At 42.2% G+C, this 15,696-nt stretch carries 19 protein-coding genes; 9 read left to right on the forward strand and 10 right to left on the reverse strand.

The window, feature by feature from the left end:
• Positions 1 to 19 precede the first annotated feature (19 nt).
• Positions 20 to 1,030, forward strand: a complete 1,011-nt coding sequence (locus tag FWE23_03970; GenBank protein MCL2844592.1) for a D-alanine--D-alanine ligase — start codon at positions 20 to 22, stop codon at positions 1,028 to 1,030.
• Between the two features lie 131 nt (positions 1,031 to 1,161).
• Here FWE23_03970 and FWE23_03975 read toward each other — a convergent pair whose 3' ends face one another.
• Genes FWE23_03975 through FWE23_03985 form a run of 3 tightly spaced genes read right to left on the reverse strand, consistent with a single transcriptional unit; the run spans position 1,162 to position 3,842 of the window.
• The gene (locus FWE23_03975) at positions 1,162 to 1,875 is read right to left on the reverse strand and encodes a hypothetical protein (protein ID MCL2844593.1); all 714 of its coding nucleotides are present in this window, start codon (positions 1,873 to 1,875) and stop codon (positions 1,162 to 1,164) included.
• A gap of 48 nt (positions 1,876 to 1,923) precedes the next feature.
• Positions 1,924 to 3,237, reverse strand: coding sequence for a homoserine dehydrogenase (locus FWE23_03980; GenBank protein ID MCL2844594.1), 1,314 nt, complete (start codon positions 3,235 to 3,237; stop codon positions 1,924 to 1,926).
• A gap of 23 nt (positions 3,238 to 3,260) precedes the next feature.
• Complete coding sequence (locus FWE23_03985) at positions 3,261 to 3,842, reverse strand: hypothetical protein (protein ID MCL2844595.1); 582 nt, start codon at positions 3,840 to 3,842, stop codon at positions 3,261 to 3,263.
• 167 nt (positions 3,843 to 4,009) lie between these two features.
• On the opposite strand from FWE23_03985, the gene yajC reads away from it, so the two are divergent.
• The 3 genes from yajC to FWE23_04000 are packed head-to-tail and all read left to right on the forward strand — an operon-like array spanning position 4,010 to position 6,378.
• Positions 4,010 to 4,369 carry a preprotein translocase subunit YajC gene (gene yajC, locus FWE23_03990; protein MCL2844596.1) on the forward strand — a complete coding sequence of 120 codons (360 nt, stop codon included), beginning with the start codon at positions 4,010 to 4,012 and terminating at the stop codon, positions 4,367 to 4,369.
• Positions 4,370 to 4,372: 3 nt separating this feature from the next.
• Complete coding sequence (def, locus tag FWE23_03995) at positions 4,373 to 4,894, forward strand: peptide deformylase (protein MCL2844597.1); 522 nt, start codon at positions 4,373 to 4,375, stop codon at positions 4,892 to 4,894.
• Positions 4,891 to 6,378: a SpoIID/LytB domain-containing protein gene (locus tag FWE23_04000; GenBank protein ID MCL2844598.1), complete on the forward strand. Its 1,488-nt coding sequence runs from the start codon at positions 4,891 to 4,893 to the stop codon at positions 6,376 to 6,378. The genes def and FWE23_04000 overlap by 4 nt, the downstream gene beginning before the upstream one ends.
• 22 nt (positions 6,379 to 6,400) lie before the next feature.
• On the opposite strand, the gene corA is transcribed toward FWE23_04000, so the two are convergent.
• Both corA and mgtE read right to left on the reverse strand, forming a co-directional pair.
• On the reverse strand, positions 6,401 to 7,465 hold the full coding sequence (corA, locus tag FWE23_04005) for a magnesium/cobalt transporter CorA (GenBank protein ID MCL2844599.1): 1,065 nt from the start codon (positions 7,463 to 7,465) through the stop codon (positions 6,401 to 6,403).
• Between the two features lie 15 nt (positions 7,466 to 7,480).
• Entirely contained in the window at positions 7,481 to 8,815 is a 1,335-nt protein-coding gene (gene mgtE / locus FWE23_04010; GenBank protein MCL2844600.1) for a magnesium transporter, read from the reverse strand.
• Positions 8,816 to 9,036: 221 nt separating this feature from the next.
• Here mgtE and FWE23_04015 point away from each other — a divergent pair, with 221 nt between their 5' ends.
• The gene (locus tag FWE23_04015; protein MCL2844601.1) at positions 9,037 to 10,014 is read left to right on the forward strand and encodes a hypothetical protein; all 978 of its coding nucleotides are present in this window, start codon (positions 9,037 to 9,039) and stop codon (positions 10,012 to 10,014) included.
• A gap of 8 nt (positions 10,015 to 10,022) precedes the next feature.
• Here FWE23_04015 and FWE23_04020 read toward each other — a convergent pair whose 3' ends face one another.
• The 4 genes from FWE23_04020 to FWE23_04035 all read right to left on the reverse strand — a co-directional run bounded on the left by FWE23_04020 (position 10,023) and on the right by FWE23_04035 (position 12,584).
• On the reverse strand, positions 10,023 to 10,592 hold the full coding sequence (locus FWE23_04020; protein MCL2844602.1) for a hypothetical protein: 570 nt from the start codon (positions 10,590 to 10,592) through the stop codon (positions 10,023 to 10,025).
• A gap of 15 nt (positions 10,593 to 10,607) precedes the next feature.
• Positions 10,608 to 11,702, reverse strand: a complete 1,095-nt coding sequence (locus FWE23_04025) for a prephenate dehydrogenase/arogenate dehydrogenase family protein (GenBank protein MCL2844603.1) — start codon at positions 11,700 to 11,702, stop codon at positions 10,608 to 10,610.
• Positions 11,699 to 12,112, reverse strand: coding sequence for a hypothetical protein (locus tag FWE23_04030; protein ID MCL2844604.1), 414 nt, complete (start codon positions 12,110 to 12,112; stop codon positions 11,699 to 11,701). Before FWE23_04030 ends, FWE23_04025 begins: the two co-directional genes overlap by 4 nt.
• Positions 12,113 to 12,380: 268 nt before the next feature.
• Positions 12,381 to 12,584, reverse strand: a complete 204-nt coding sequence (locus FWE23_04035; GenBank protein ID MCL2844605.1) for a type II toxin-antitoxin system HicB family antitoxin — start codon at positions 12,582 to 12,584, stop codon at positions 12,381 to 12,383.
• 423 nt (positions 12,585 to 13,007) lie between these two features.
• Between FWE23_04035 and FWE23_04040 the strand changes: the two genes are divergently transcribed.
• The 4 genes from FWE23_04040 (at position 13,008) to FWE23_04055 (ending at position 14,603) form a co-directional block, all read left to right on the forward strand.
• Positions 13,008 to 13,355 (forward strand): hypothetical protein, encoded by a 348-nt coding sequence (locus tag FWE23_04040; protein MCL2844606.1) that lies wholly within the window; start codon positions 13,008 to 13,010, stop codon positions 13,353 to 13,355.
• A gap of 367 nt (positions 13,356 to 13,722) precedes the next feature.
• The gene (locus FWE23_04045) at positions 13,723 to 13,920 is read left to right on the forward strand and encodes a DUF3791 domain-containing protein (protein ID MCL2844607.1); all 198 of its coding nucleotides are present in this window, start codon (positions 13,723 to 13,725) and stop codon (positions 13,918 to 13,920) included.
• The gene (locus FWE23_04050) at positions 13,917 to 14,399 is read left to right on the forward strand and encodes a DUF3990 domain-containing protein (GenBank protein MCL2844608.1); all 483 of its coding nucleotides are present in this window, start codon (positions 13,917 to 13,919) and stop codon (positions 14,397 to 14,399) included. The genes FWE23_04045 and FWE23_04050 overlap by 4 nt, the downstream gene beginning before the upstream one ends.
• Before the next feature lie 3 nt (positions 14,400 to 14,402).
• Positions 14,403 to 14,603, forward strand: coding sequence for a hypothetical protein (locus FWE23_04055; protein MCL2844609.1), 201 nt, complete (start codon positions 14,403 to 14,405; stop codon positions 14,601 to 14,603).
• A 38-nt stretch (positions 14,604 to 14,641) separates the two neighbouring features.
• On the opposite strand, the gene pheS is transcribed toward FWE23_04055, so the two are convergent.
• Positions 14,642 to 15,685 (reverse strand): phenylalanine--tRNA ligase subunit alpha, encoded by a 1,044-nt coding sequence (gene pheS, locus FWE23_04060; GenBank protein ID MCL2844610.1) that lies wholly within the window; start codon positions 15,683 to 15,685, stop codon positions 14,642 to 14,644.
• Between the last annotated feature and the right edge of the window lie 11 nt (positions 15,686 to 15,696).

Here is a 15,696-nt window from a genome sequence, read left to right on the forward strand (position 1 = left end):
ACGAATAGGAGCTTTTCAAATGAAAAAAATTGCAGTAATAATGGGCGGTCCTTCGGCTGAGCACGAAATATCGCTCAAAACAGGCTTTCAAATTGTGAACAATTTAGATAGAAAAAAATATGACGTTTCAGCAATAGTCGTCAGCGTTGATAAAAAATTCTTCTTTGCAAAAAACACAGAGGAACTTTCAGCTAACGATATAGAAAACTTTGAAAATTCTCCGCTTTTTGACAGCGGGCGCTCCCCTTGCGACTGCGCCTCTTTGTGGGAAGGCACAGACCTTGCATTTTTGGCGCTTCACGGCGAATTCGGTGAAGACGGCGTTATTCAAGGTTATTTACAAACGCTCGGAATAAAACATACGGGCTGTGGCGTAGTGTCATCAGCTATAGGAATGCACAAAATTTTGGCGAAAAAGGTATTTGAATCAAGCGGAATACCAACGCCCTCCTACTCGGTTTTTCGAAAAGGCGACGGGGATAACAAAATAAGGGAAATTTTAGCAAGATATTCATTTCCGCTTTTTGTAAAAGCTCCGCAATCAGGCTCAAGCAAACTTATGTATCGCGTAAAAACCGAAGAAGAGTTAAGGCAGGCGATAGAAAAATTAAAAGACGAATGCAAATCAATACTTGTAGAAGCAGGCATTAAAGGCGACGAATTTTCTTGCCCCGTCCTCGAAAAAGACGGTGTCCCTGCCGCGCTTACTCCGATATACATAAAGCCGAAAAATGCCGAGGGGTATTTTGACTACAATGCAAAATATTTGGGCGAAAGCGAAGAAATCTGTCCGCCGCCGCACGATAAAGAAACCATCGATTTGGTAAAAAGAGTAGCTGTTGCCGTTCACACTGCGCTTGAATGCGACGGATATTCGCGCACAGATATTATAGTAAGCAACGAGTGCGCTTTTGTCTTGGAAGTAAACACGCTTCCCGGAATGACATCTGCCTCACTTTTTCCGTTGGCGTTTAGTGTTGACGGCGGAAATTTCAGCGGTCTCTTAGACAGAATTATAGAAAACGCGTAGGGGCGGGGTCTGCCCGCCCAAAATAATCAAATGCGAACAATAATTGGACAGGCAAACCCTGCCCCTACAAAAAAGGCGACTGTTTTATCAGCCGCCTTTTTTATTAAATATCAATTTTCAAAAATCAATTATCATCTTGCAGGTTGTCTTGCAGGTTGTCTTGCGGGTTGTCGTGCAGGCGGTCTTCTTAATCTTTGATTTTCTGTAGTCAAATTTCTGTTTGCCGTCGTCAATCTTGAATTTGCCGCCGATAAGCTATCGATGGTCGCCCTAAATTCGTTCTGCTCTTCAAGCATCGCATCAACTCTGTCTCTGAATTGAACGTCTATAGAATCTCTCTGATGAGTAAGTTGTCTTACTTGCGCATTTGAATTGCCCAAAGCCAAAGAGAAAATAATTATGATAAGAACGAGCAAAATCAATGCAGGGATAAAAGTAATCATTTTTACTCTAAGCCAAAATTTCATTCCGCTTTCTTCTTTTATCCAGTTTTCCGCTCTCTCCAAAATCGGCTTTTGTGGTTCAAATACAGGGTCGCTTTCTTCCTCTGCCGCTTTTTTGCTCGGCGCGGGTTGCGGCTTTTCTTCCGCAACGGGTACAGGAGCAGGTTTCGGCTCTGCAACAGGCGCAGGTTTTACTTCCGCAACGGATGCTACAGGTGCAGGCTCAACTTCTTTTACGGGCTCAACTTTTACGGGCTCTGCTTTTGCTTCAGCAACGGGCGCCGCAGGTGTTGCAGGCGCGGCTTGTACAGGCGTTTCTGCCTTTACAGGTGTCGGTTCTGCCGACTTTTGTTTGGGCTTATCGCCACCCAAATCAAGTTCTAATTCAAATTCATTGCTCATATAACCTCCTATTTAATTATTAACTGACGAAAAACAATTTTTGGAAAACTATTCGTCTTCAATTCTGATAAATTGCGTTGCCGCCTTTATGAAAGAGTTCTTTTCAATTTCAGCGACAGCATTTTTTACCTGCGCTTCGTTTGTTTTGTCGGTAGTAAAAATTATCGGAACAAAATTGTTGTCGTGGCGCTCACTCTGGTCGATTGACGCTATCGAAACCTTGTATTTTCCGAGCGTCGTCGCAATAACTCCTATTACTCCCGGGTCGTCTTTCACTGAAAAACGCAGATAAAACCTGCTTTCTATATCATTGGCGCCTTTCAGCATAACCTCGTTTTTGCGGGAATATCCTTCCATAGGAACACGATTTACATCGCCCGAAATTATGTTTCTTGCTACATCGACAATATCGCTTATTACGGCGCTTGCCGTCGGGAGTTCACCTGCGCCTTTGCCGTAAAGCATAATTTGACCGACTGCATCTCCTGTAAAAAGCGCGGCATTAAACACGTCTCTTACATTCGCCAAAATATGAGTATCGGGAAGCATTACAGGATTTACCCGAACATCGACAGTATCATCGTGCGGACGCTTTTTTGCAATGCCCAAAAGTTTGATTTTATATCCCAAATCCTTTGCGAAATTTATGTCGTCGAGAGTAATATTGCGTATGCCTTCAATCTGCATTTTGTTGTAATCCACAAAACAATCAAAAAGAAGCGACGCCATAATCGCCGTTTTATGCCCTGTGTCGCCGCCGTCAATGTCGAGCGTGGGGTCGGCTTCCGCATAACCGAGCTTTTGCGCATTTGCTAAAGTTTCGGTAAAATCACCGCCTTCTTCAGTCATTTTCGTCAAAATGTAGTTGCAGGTGCCGTTTATTATTCCGTAGAAAGACATAAGATTATTACCGACAAGAGATTCGCGAGCGGTCTTTATGGTAGGCATTCCACCGCCAACCGCCGCCTCAAAATAAACCGACACTTTCTTTTTTTCAGCCGCCGTAAAAATTTCCGGACCATATTCGGCAATCAGTTTTTTGTTGGCGGTTATCACGTGTTTTCCATTTTCTATAGCAGTCATAACGACATCTTTAGCAATTTTGGTTCCACCGATAAGTTCTATTACCAAATCGATATTCGGGTCGTTTGCTATCTCAAGCCCACAGCCGACAACTTCAGCGTTTCCTATTGGAAAATCCTTTAATCGCTCAGGCTCGATAGTAGCAATTTTTGTAAGTTCGAGCGGAAGTTGTAAGTTTTTTCTGAAAAAGCCCATTTCTTTGGCGAGGATTTTAATTACCCCGCCACCGACCGTTCCAGCTCCCGCAAGTCCTATTCTTATTTTTTCTTTTGTTTGCATTTGCCCTCGGTTCTGTAAGTAAATTATTCCGCAAATTCCGTTCCGGCTCTTGCCGCTCTTTCACGCGCTATTCTTTCTTCAAGATTTCCCCAAGCTGTTCTTGCCTGTCTGAGATTTTCTGCGTTCTGTTGTGCTTCAAGCAATGCTCTGAGAACATTTGCGTCAAGCGCTCTCAATACGTAAGCAGTAAAACCGTCGGGACCACGCGATACCATTTCTCTGACAATTCTGTCGCCGTTAATTGTGGTCAAAACAAAAATTTCCTGAACGGTTTCAAATACGTCATTGTCCACATTTCCTTGTATATCCAAAGTAAACGCGCGTTGCTGAGAAGCCACTTCCTGCTCAAATTGTGTTGCAATCTGCTGAGTTGCCTCGAAGCGCGCACGTCTTAATGCCGCGATTTGGTCGGTTGCAGTCGCCATACCTACTGCCCAAACAGATTCTCTGAAAGGACCGTCAATCAAACGCTGAATTTCTGCAGGATAAACGCCTCTCGCTTCTTCCACATCTCCCATATTCGGCGGTCTTTTTCCTCCGCAAGCAACCAATAACAAAGCCGCCGCAACAATAAACAATACAAAAATACTCTTAATTCTAAACATCAAAAAACTCCTTTGATTTGTTGTGATTTTTATAAAACTCCAAATCTAAAATAATTTATTGCGAAACGTAAAAGAGAAAATATTTGTAAATTTTTCCTTTTTGACTTCCGAATGCAAGCGGCAAATGGTATTTTTACACCGAAAATTTATTATATCAGGAGTGTTTTATGAAAACTTTGGCAGTTATTTTGGTATTGGCGGCGAGCGTGTTTGCTCAGGACGCGGCAATGAACCCCGGAAGCGGAATGGCAAGCTTGTTGCCTATGATGATTTTATTTTTCGTGGTCATTTATTTCTTTATGATAAGACCCGAGCAAAAAAAGCAGAAAGAAATGGACAAAATGCGCACCGCGCTCAAAGTCGGCGACGAAGTTGTTACTATGGCGGGAATTTGCGGTACCGTGCATAAAATTATCGACGACAAAAAAATCGTTATAAAAATCGACGAAAAAGCGATGATGACAATTCTCACGGTTTCTGTCGGAAACGTAAACCCGAGCGCAACGGAAACAAAAGCGGATAAATAAGTTGTGAACCCGCAAAAAGACGACTTGGAAATTTACGGCTCAAAACTCCTGCGAGAAACTTGCAAGGAGGTATCGGTTTTTGACGACGAGCTCGTAAATTTCACAAACAAATTGCGCGAACTTATGTATGAATTCGACGGCGTAGGTCTTGCGGCGGTTCAGGTGGGAGTCCCTCTGCGAATTGCCGTAATAGACATACCCGATACCGAAAAAGAAGCCATTATTTTAATAAACCCCGAAATAGTCTGGAGCGACGACGAAACGCAAACCGACAGCGAGGGCTGTCTCAGCATTCCCGATGTCCGCGCCAATGTTGCCCGTTCTATGAATATAAGCGTAAAAGCGGTATCCCCAAACGGCGAACCGATATTTTTAGATAAGATTTCGGGATTTTTCGCAAGAGTTATTCAGCACGAAATCGACCACTTAAACGGCGTTTTATTCACAGACAGAATAGACCCGGTAAAAAAGACGTTTATTGCGGGCAAACTCAAAAAAATAGCGAAAGAGCGTAAAAACAAATGAGAAAAATTCTTGTAATCAGCGCTTTTGCTTTGCTGTTTTTGTCGGCTTGCGCTACGCAACAAACATCGACCGCTCCTGTTCGTCCGTCAAGAATGCCCACATTTGAGAGCACCGCCGAAAGAAACCAAGGTCGCCAAAGCCGCCAACAATCAACAACGGAAGTAATTGCAACGCGAGAAGCGAACGAAATTCGGCAAAGCCGCACGGCAGACACGGTCATTGCGATTTTGCCGACGCACAGACAAGCGCGTCCGCGACCGCAACAGCCGCGAGAACAAACGCGCCCGCAAATAAGCGTTGAGCGCACGCTTGCAATCCCGCAAATAAACCAAGATTATCAAGACCCAAATCTGCGGATTATGCTTCACAGAAATATTAAATCGCACAGAATAAGAATTCACGGGCACGCGGATATTTCGTCCAAAAACACGAGCGTTCGCGTATCGGACGGAGAGCTCGAAATCTCCTTTATAAACGAAAACACAATCCAAATTTCGGCGCACGGCAGACGACAGCAAATAGCGCTTCCCTGCACGCTCTCCTTTGTCAGCGGCAAAATGAGATTTTCGGACGGTGCAAACGAATATCGGGGACAAATAATTTTCACGAGCGGACAAAACGGATTTTCCCTAATAAATTACATTGGTCTCGAAGATTATCTGCGCGGAGTTTTGCCTCTGGAAATCGGTGTTCGCGGAGAGCCCGAATTTGAGGCGTTAAAAGCGCAGGCAATCGCCGCAAGAACTTTCGCTTTATCGAGAATGCTCGCAAGCCGAAACCGCGAATTTGATATGGTGGCAACGGTTATGGATCAAGTTTACGGCGGAAGCGGCAACGAATACGCTCTTTCGGACTTGGCAATAGCAAAAACCCGCGGAATTGTTGTTGCTAAACAAGAAAACGGCGCGCTTTTGGAAACCTTTTTCCACGCAATTTGCGGAGGACAAACCGCCGCCGTTAACGAAGTATGGAACTCGCAACCAAACCCGTCGCTTGTATCGAGAAGCGATTTGGACGAAAACGGCGTAGCATTTTGCGCCACCGCAAATTGGTTTAATTGGACGGAAACTTGGAGCATAGCGCAATTTTCGCAAATCCTGCATAAATATTCGAGAAGCACGATAGGCGAGGCGCCGTTTGACGGAACTGTGCGCGCAGTAAACATCGCCTCCCGAACGCCGAGCGGTCGCGTAAACGTCTTGGAAATCCGCTCAAACAGCGGCACATTCACCTACGGAAGAGACCGTTCGCGCTTTGTTTTGCGCCGCCCCACAAGAGACGAAGGAATTTTGAGAAGCGCAAATTTTGAAATCAGAATAGACGGCGGACAAGTTCGCGCAACAGGCAGAGGCTTCGGACACGGAATAGGAATGTGCCAAAACGGCGCCTTGGAGCGAGCGCGCAGAGGTCAAGATTTCACCCAAATTCTGAGCGCTTATTACACCAACATAAAGTTAGCGCAAGTAAATGATTTTTTAGATTAACCGACAACCGACAACAATAATATCACATCCACTTTCTTCTTCTGAAATACACCATCATTCCAACTGATATGGCGAGCATAACTCCCAGAACGACAAAATAGCCGTACTCCCATTTGAGCTCGGGAATGTGTTCAAAGTTCATTCCGTAAAGAGAGGCGATAAAAGTTATCGGAATAAACAAAAGCGAAAACGCCGTAAGCATTCGCAAGGTGTCGTTGAAACGATTGGCAACGCTCAGATTATAGATTTGCAGATTATCGGCAAGCATATCGCGACAGCTTTCTATCGCCGAATTTGCGCGCGCCGAAATATCGAGCAAGTTGTGGAAAAACGGCTCGGTCTCGTCTTTTATAAGGTCGGTATCAAGCGTGTTTATATGGACGATAAAATCGTTTGTCGGACGGACGGTTTTGCGCAAACGGTTAAGAATTCGCTTCAAATTACCCAATTCGTCGATTGAGTCCTGCCGCAAATCTTTGCCGTCGATTGCGTCTTCGAGGTCTTCGATTTTGTCGCTTATTTGCTCGGTTATTCCAATGTAATTTTCAACTACGGCGTCTATCAACTGATACGCAAGATAATCTGCGCCGCTTTTGAAATTTCTGCCTTTTTTTCTGTGGATTTTTTGGCGAACGTGCTTAAAAATATCTTCTTTGCTTTCCTTAAAACTAAGAACGTAATTATCGCTTAAAACCAAACTTACCTGCTCGCTCGTAATTTCTCCGCCGTAGTAATAAAGCATTTTTGTTATGAAGAAAATGCAATCGCCGTAATCCTGCATCTTCGGGTGCTGGGTCGTGTTAAGAATGTCTTCCACTATAAGTGGGTGAAGCTCAAGAAGCGCGCCGATTTCCTTAATATGCTCGCCATCGTGAACGCCCGTAATGTTTATCCAAGTTATGCAATCGTTGTTAAGCGGAAGAATTTCGCGAATGTTTTCTATTTTGAAATCTTTAACATTGCCGTTTCTGTAGTATTCTATGACTTCTATTGACAATTGTTCTACCTTTTTTTCACCGATAAACACAATATCTTCGGGCATTTCTCCGATTTTTTCCGACATATTTTCAGTAAATTTATCCGACATTATACTCTCCTTTTTTTACAGTCCCAACAAAGCGGTGGCTATCGCAAAATAAACAATAAGCGCCGAGGCGTCAACCATTGTCGTAATCAGCGGCGCCGCCATAACCGCAGGGTCAATTTTACATTTTTTCGCCAGTAAAGGAAGCATACTTCCGCAAATTTTTGCAATAATAACCGTAAATAAAAGCGTTCCGCCTACAACCGCGCCTAATCTTATTCCGCTCTCAACGCCCTCTCTGCCGCCGTAAAGAAGCCATATACGCACAAAATTAAAAAGCGCAAGCGCTCCGCCGACCAATAAACTTACGCGTAATTCTTTCCAAACAACTTTCAAAAAATCACCCGGGCGTATTTCGGACACGGCTATACCGCGTATAATAAGCGTTGAACTTTGAGCCCCCGCATTACCGCCCGTCCCCATAAGCATAGGTATAAACGACACCAAAATCGCCATTTTCATTATAGCGTCTTCATATACTTCTATTATAAAACCTACAACGGTAGCCGCCAACATCAAAAACAATAACCAAGCGACGCGCTTTTTCGCGTGAGTAAAAACGCTTGTTTTGAGATACGGTTTTTCGGACGGCGCCATAGCAGCCATTTTTTCAAAGTCTTCGGTGGTTTCTTCCTGAATAACATCGACAATGTCGTCGATTGTGATAATACCCATCATCTTATTTTCCGCGTCAACGACGGGAATACTTAAAAGGTCGTATTTTTTTACCTTATGCGCAACATCTTCTTGGTCTTCAAAGGTTTTTACGGTGATAATATTGGTATCGTCCATTATATTGCCGACAATTTCGTCCTGTTCGGCAAGCAATAGAGTTTTTACGCTTACAACGCCTTCCAATTTATGCTTCGAGTCAATGACATAACAGGTGTAAATGGTTTCTTTGTCAACGCCGTTTTTACGTATTTTGTAGAACGCGTCCTGCACTGTCATATCTTTTTTCAAATACACGTATTCCATCGTCATTATGCTTCCCGCGGAATTTTCGGGATAGTTCAGCAGACGATTTATTTGCTCGCGCGTTTCGGGTTTTGCGCCCAAGAGAACTTTTTTGGCTATGTTCGCCGGCATTTCTTCTATGAAACTTACCGCGTCGTCAAGAAAAAGTTCCTCTATAATAAAACTGATTTCCTTGTCGCTGAGTTTCTCGGTAATCGACATTTGCACATCGGAAGACAAATCGGCAAAAACGTCCGCCGCCTTGTTTTTCGGCAATATACGGAAAACAAGCACCGCCTTGTCAATCGGAAAATTTTCGATAAGCTGCGCTATGTCCGCCGCGTTTTCTTCGACAAACTCGCTTTGAAGCATACGATACTGCTTCTTGTCAAACATTTCTTCGTAAATTTCAAAATTTTTCACGCATTGCCTCTGAAAACCTAAAAAAACGATTACTTCGCCCGAAAAATAATCATTCTTTCACGTAAAAATCAAGGTTTTTTAAAATTTTACAGCATTTTCACAAGGCAAAATATATTTTACACCTTGACAAAACGTATTTTCGCACGCAATATTTATTGAGCAAGGTTAAATAAAAAATTGGAGAATGGGACAAAATGCAGAACACAAACAGCAATTCACTCGGGCAGGAATTGTCGAAAAAGGACGCTGAATCCGTCGCGATGTCAATAAACTTACTCTTGGGCAACGTAAAAATGTTTGGCTCAAAACACCCGTCAACAGGACACGCGGCAGACGAATTGTGCCAAAAAATAACGAAATTCACAGACAATCTCACTGCGATTACGTTAAAAAAATCGGGAAATTCGTTCTATATTGAAAAATATCTTGTAGATAAACAAATAAATCAGGCGCGCCTTGCAAAAGAATTTGAAACTTTGCGTATAGACTCGATTTCTTTTATGTCAAACACCTTGCCTTGGAACCTAACGGCTTTTGCGCTTTTTTATTCGGAAGCGCTTAACACAGGCGACAACGCGAATAAAATAATGGCGCAAATGGAAAAAAACGGGCAAAAAGGTATTGCCCTAAACAATGCCGACGACGACGTTAAAACAACAGTCGTCAAGCCAGCCGAGCCTAAGTCCGAGCCCGAACCGGAACAAAAAACCAAAAAAGCGCAAGAGAAAATCGTGCAAAAAGAAGAGGAAAAAAATCACAATAACCACTATCCGCTTTTGTCGCACAAAGCAACCGTATATTTCATAAAACGCTACATTGAGGAGTTTTTCAGGCACAAAAATCCTTTTTCAATACTCGTAATTTCGGACAAAGTGCAAAGCAAAGACAGTATTTCATCGTTGAGCGACAGCATTTCCGATATTATAGCAAAAGGTTTTCGCTTCTTGGATATTTCGGGATTTATACATATCAGAGGAAAAGACATAGCGATAATAATTCTTCCGATGACCAAAAGCGACGGTTTAAAGGCTGTTTTGGCAAGATTAAACAAAAAAATAGACGAAAATCAGCAGACCTTAACCCATATAACAATTGAAGATAACGGCGAAAAAGACGCCAAAGCTTTAAGTTATGCAAATATTATGAAACAAATTTTGCGGGAACACGTTTAAAATGTATGTTAGTTGTTGTTGCAAACTCGTCGAACATAATCAATTATACTGCCGTCGCGCCTGTTTCTGTCGCTGAATTCGTGATAAAGCATCGGATTGCGCCTAATCAGAAACGCCCTCGTCGCTCTGTCGGTAAGCGACGCAAATTCTCCGTTTGAATGCTCGACGATTACCCATACTTCGCTGGTATTATTTTCGGAATGCCTTTCCGTTCCCGCAGGCATTTTTTGCACTCGACGAAAATACGAAAAGTCCTCGCACCTCGTCAGACGACGAAATCGCGGCGAGCCAAGTCCGTGCGTTCCATCGGCGATATAAAAATGCGTTCCGTCGGTAAAAGCAAAAATATCGCCTCGAAAAAGGCGCATTCTCCCACGCTCGTTATGATGTTCCAAGCGAAAATCCGGGTCGTTTATGTCGGTAGATTTTGCTATTACGGAAAGTATGAACGTGCTGTCAATAATATCGGGCGTGTTTTCGACAAATGCGCCGATACTCGAAAAACCGCCGACAGAAACTTGCGCCGAAGCTAAAAAAAACACCATAAAAATAAAGATTAAAGTCTTTGCTGTTTGCATAATTTTTTCCTTTTTTTATCCTAACCGAGCCGAAAAGCCTGCCGATTGCAATAAACCAATCGCTTTTTGCGCAATCGCTTCGTCGGCAAACGCAAACATAAAACTACCCGCGTCGCCCTCGCGAACTTTAAGCAATTCTATATCGCTGACGTTAATATTGTTATCTGCCAAAATTGTAAATATTTTCGCCAAAAAGCCCTTTTTATCTTCCGCTATAACGATTATTCTATACAATTTATTGACAAAGCCCTTTTGATTTTCAGTAAGTTGCGCGCGCACATTTGCAGCGTTATCAAATGCGCCTTCAAGCGTTCCTTTTTTCAAATTTTGTCGAAGTTCTTTCATTTCTTCAATAAAACAGTCCAAAATTTCGATGTTTGCGCCCTGATTTGTATTGTAAATATCGTGCCACATTTTATAAGGCGAAGAAGCTATTCGAGTAAGGGACTTAAAACCACCTGCGGCAAGGTCAAGCGTTCCGCATATTTTTTCATTGATTTTTTCAGCCGTATTAACCAAACCCACGGCTACAATATGAGGAACGTGGCTAACCATAGCTACCATTGCATCGTGTGTTTCGGGAGCGATAAATTTTACTTTACACTGCAAATATTTCTCTAAAAAATCACTAAGTTCTTCGGCGGCGCGCTTATCTTCGGAGTGCAAAACCCAAACCGCGTTCTGAAACAAAAACGGGTCGGCAAATTTTGCGCCGTGCTTTTCGCTTCCAGCCATTGGATGTCCGCCGACAAATTTAACATTTGCGGGCAAATATTTTTGAGCGGCGGCGACTATTTCTTTTTTGGTGCTTCCGACGTCCGTGATTATCATACCGTCTTTGAGTTTCATTGTCGATATTTTCTTTATTGTTTCTATTATAGTTTCAATCGGCGAACACAAAAACAGCAAATCGGTATCGGCGAGAATATTCGCGGTTTCATCGTAGTGCGCTCCCCTGTCGACAGCATTTGCCGAAAGCGCGTCTTCTATGTTTTTCTGCGCGGAAATTCCGACTATTCCTCCGTTAAAATCGCTTTTTTTAAGCGACATTCCGATACTTGCGCCCAAAAGTCCGACCGAATATATTGCAATTTTTTTGACTTCTTTCATCTTTCGCCTCTGTTTCTTCGTCGTTGATTTTCGTCTATGCGCAACCCGCGCTCGTCGTAGTGAATTGTCTCTTGCGGCTTTCCGCGATTAAAAGTTATGCGCATAAGCCGCGCGCCTGTTTCGCGATAAAAATCGGCAACCCCGTGTTCGCGCCCGTTTTTGAATTCTATACGTGAACGGAGCGCGCCGTTATCGAAAAATTCTTCGCAAATACCGTCTAATCTGCCGCTGTTATATTGGCATTCGGATTTAATACTTCCGTTTTCGTGAAATGTTTGACGAACTTCTCTGTTTCGTCTCAAAAGAGTAATGGTTACGGGATTTTCGGTTGTATGCGTGCGGCGAACCTGAGCTTCACAAGGCACAATAATCGCCAAAATCAACAACAAAAAAAACGCCGCGCTCATCATTAAAACTCCGCAAATTGCTTGGCAAAGCGCAAATCTCCGCCGTGAATATGTCGGATGTCGTCTATTTTTTTCTTTAAATTTTCAAGTTGTTCAAGCATTTTTTGTCCTTTCGTGATACTTTTGTGTGTAAATATAATATTTGCCGCGATGTTTTAACGGTGAATTTTTTCAGCACAAGCGAGTTTGTGTTTTTGAAAAGAAAACCCATTTTTATTAATCCTGCAATTACTTCTTTTGGTTTCAATAACGGATATTTATCAGCCCATAGTTAAACAGCCAATTCCAAAGGTGTAATGTATCTGGTGCTGTAATTAGGAACAACTTCATCTTCGTAATACAACGCCAACGCCTCTTTCAAATTTTCTATTGCCAAGTCCATAGTTCTGCCTTGTGAGGTAATGTTATTTTCCACACACATCGCAACAAACCAGTCGTCCTCTCGCCATATAACAGCAGTTCCGTTAAATCTCATAATACTTCTCCTTTTTTTTATAAAAATACATTCTGTAACGATGTTTCAACGGTGGAAATTTAATTGTTTTATTTTCTTTCGTTCCTCGCACCGTGCAAATATTATTTTAGTAATGCGAAAAAGGTGAAAATCGAGATTTTTTCTCGACTTTTCATTTGTGTTCTTTGTTATGTTTGTTTTAACGCCATTAGCCAATGGTAGAATTAAGCCTTCACAGGCTGTTCTGCCACGTTCTGCCGTTGGCTTGTTATTTAACCATTCAGCATACACAGATGAATTCACCTTTTTCGCAAAATATGAATTTGGGCAGAGCAGCCTTTTCTGCTTTTGTGGACAAGTCTTTCTTTCCCTAAAATAATTCATAATTAAATTCGGCAATTAGCACGGTGCTTTTTGTATAAATTTTAATTTTAGGAGGGTTTTATGGACACAGTTATGGTTATTATTGGTATTTTTGCAGTTGTGGCATTTTTTATTGTGCTTTCTAGTTCAAGTGTCAGAACTATTGCCACAGACTTTGTTAGAAAGACATTTGAAAAATCGATTGGTTTTCTCATTTGTCTTGGATTTATAGGCGTTTTTGTTGCCGGCTGTGTAGCCGGAATGTTCATTGGTTCAAAGTTGGAATTGTGGACAGGTGCATCTGTTGCTATTTTAACGTGGTTTTTCGGCACTGCTCTTGTTATCGGGGTATATGGGTTAATAACTGTTTTTTTGAATATGAATACGAATCTACAAAAATTAGTGGAGATTTCATCTGAAAAAAAGTAGAGCCGATAAGAGAAAATTCAAAGAGAATAGTAGAAGAAAAGATTGTAAGATGGTAAAAAATTTACAGAACTGCAGATGGATATTGGACAGACGGGAATAGCCATTTCTGGAAATAAAGGCAGAGAAAGATGTGTTTTGTAAAACGAAAAAAAGCAACAAACAAAAGAGGGCGTATTTCTACGCCCTCTTATTACTAATTCTTAATTCTCGAATTACACAATCGCCTTCATCGCCGTCATATAGCCGCGAAGTTCTTCGCCTACGTGCTCTATAAGGTAGTTGCAGAAACAAACGCTCTGCCATTTTTTTGTTTTTTATCTTTTACTGAACGGCAAATAGTATTTTATCTCTTGAGAGGAGATTAAGTATGAGTAAACTTTCTTTTAATCTTTTTTGTATAGAAAAATACGCCGACAAAAAAAATATGCCAAGCAACGAAGTGTATAAGTTGTTTGAAAACAACGGCATATTACAAATGCTGAACGAAGATTATGAAATTTTACACGGCTATGGATTTGAATACATAACAAACGACATTGAAAAAATTTTGGAGAGAAAACGATGAAACTTTACCACGGCGGAACAGATATAGTAGAAGCGCCGAGAATTATTTTTAACGAGCAAGGCAGAGATTTCGGTTTTGGGTTTTATACTACCGATATTTATGAACAAGCGTTAAAATGGGCAAAGCGGCAAGGCAGAATTCGCGAAAAACAAGCGATACTAAACGTGTATGAATTCGACGAAAACAAAGCAACAAAAGATTTGGTTTCAAAAAAATTCAGCGATTATTCCGTCGAATGGCTTAAACTTGTAGTAAATTGCAGGTCAAACCCACAGTTTAGGCACGATTTTGATATTGTTTTCGGAAAAATTGCCGACGATGATGTCGGTGAAACAGTTCAGGCGGTAGTGGACGGACTTATGCCTATGGATTTCGCCCTGCAAAGACTAACTTTTATGCCGGCAAACAATCAATATGCTTTCTGCACAGAAAAATCTCTTAACTATATTCGTTTTTGCGGATTTGAGGAATTGAGGTAAAAAATGTCTCACGGAACAATAAGAGCGACAACGCTAAAAAAAGTTATAGAACTTATAAGCGAGCGCCTTAATTGCGACGAAAACGACGCTATGAAAAAATTTTACGAATCTCACACGGGAAAATGCTACGCAGACGACAGCACAGGTCTATACGGTCAAAGCGCATTCTATGTTGCAGGGTTATTTTTTAACGAATACCTTTAATTAAAACAAAAAAAGGCGTATTTCTACGCCCTTCACTGTTAAAACTCCGCAAATTGCTTGGCAAAGCGCAAATCTCCGCCGTGAATATGTCGGATGTCGTCTATTTTGTAGCGCATCATTACGAGGCGGTCTAAACCTAATCCAAACGCAAATCCGTTATATTTTTCAGTATCAATTCCGCCGTATTTAAGGACGTTCGGATGCACCATTCCGCAGGGCAAAAGTTCGAGCCAGCCCGATTGTTTGCAGACGGAACAGCCTTTTCCGCCGCAATTTAAGCAACGAATATCCAACTCAAATCCCGGCTCAACGAACGGAAAAAATCCGGGGCGCAAACGAACTTCGACGTCTTTTTTGAAAATTTCGGACAAAAGCGTTTTCATAAAATAAATAAGATTTGCCACGCTAACATTTTCGGCGACCATCATTCCTTCAAACTGATGAAACGCGCTTTCGTGAGACGCGTCCGTCGCCTCGCATCTAAAGACTTTTCCGGGCGCAACAAACTTAAACGGCGGCTTTCTCGTTTCCATTCCGCGCACCTGAACGGCAGATGTGTGCGTGCGAAGCAGATGTTTCATATCCGCAAACCAAAAAGTGTCCTGCATATCGCGCGCAGGGTGGGTTGCGGGAATATTGAGCGCCTCAAAATTATGATAATCGTCTTCGATGTGCGGTCCGTCCAAGATTTCAAAGCCCATTGAAATAAACACGTCTTCTATTTCTCTTTGGACAATGCTTACAGGATGGTAGCCCGCCGCGTTCAGCCCCAAGTCTTTTTTGCTGTCGGTAAGCGTTATGTCCACCCAATTTTCGGCAAGAGATTTGTTGATTTCATCGGTTTCAAACTGCTGTAATTTGTCATCAATATTTTGGCTCATTTCGGCTTTAATTTCATTGGATTTCGCCCCCACGCTCTTTTTAACTTCGATAGACGCGTCCCTAATATCCGCCAAAACTTCGCTTACTTTTCCCGTTTTTCCGATATATTGCGCCTTTATGTTCAACACAGCGTTTTTGTCCGCCGCCGCCGCAAGTTGCAAGTCAAATTCTTTCTTTAAATTTTCAAGTTGTTCAAGCATTTTTTGTCCTT

It is taken from the genome of Chitinivibrionia bacterium, assembly GCA_009779925.1.
Classification (GTDB): Bacteria; Fibrobacterota; Chitinivibrionia; order Chitinivibrionales; family Chitinivibrionaceae; genus WRFX01.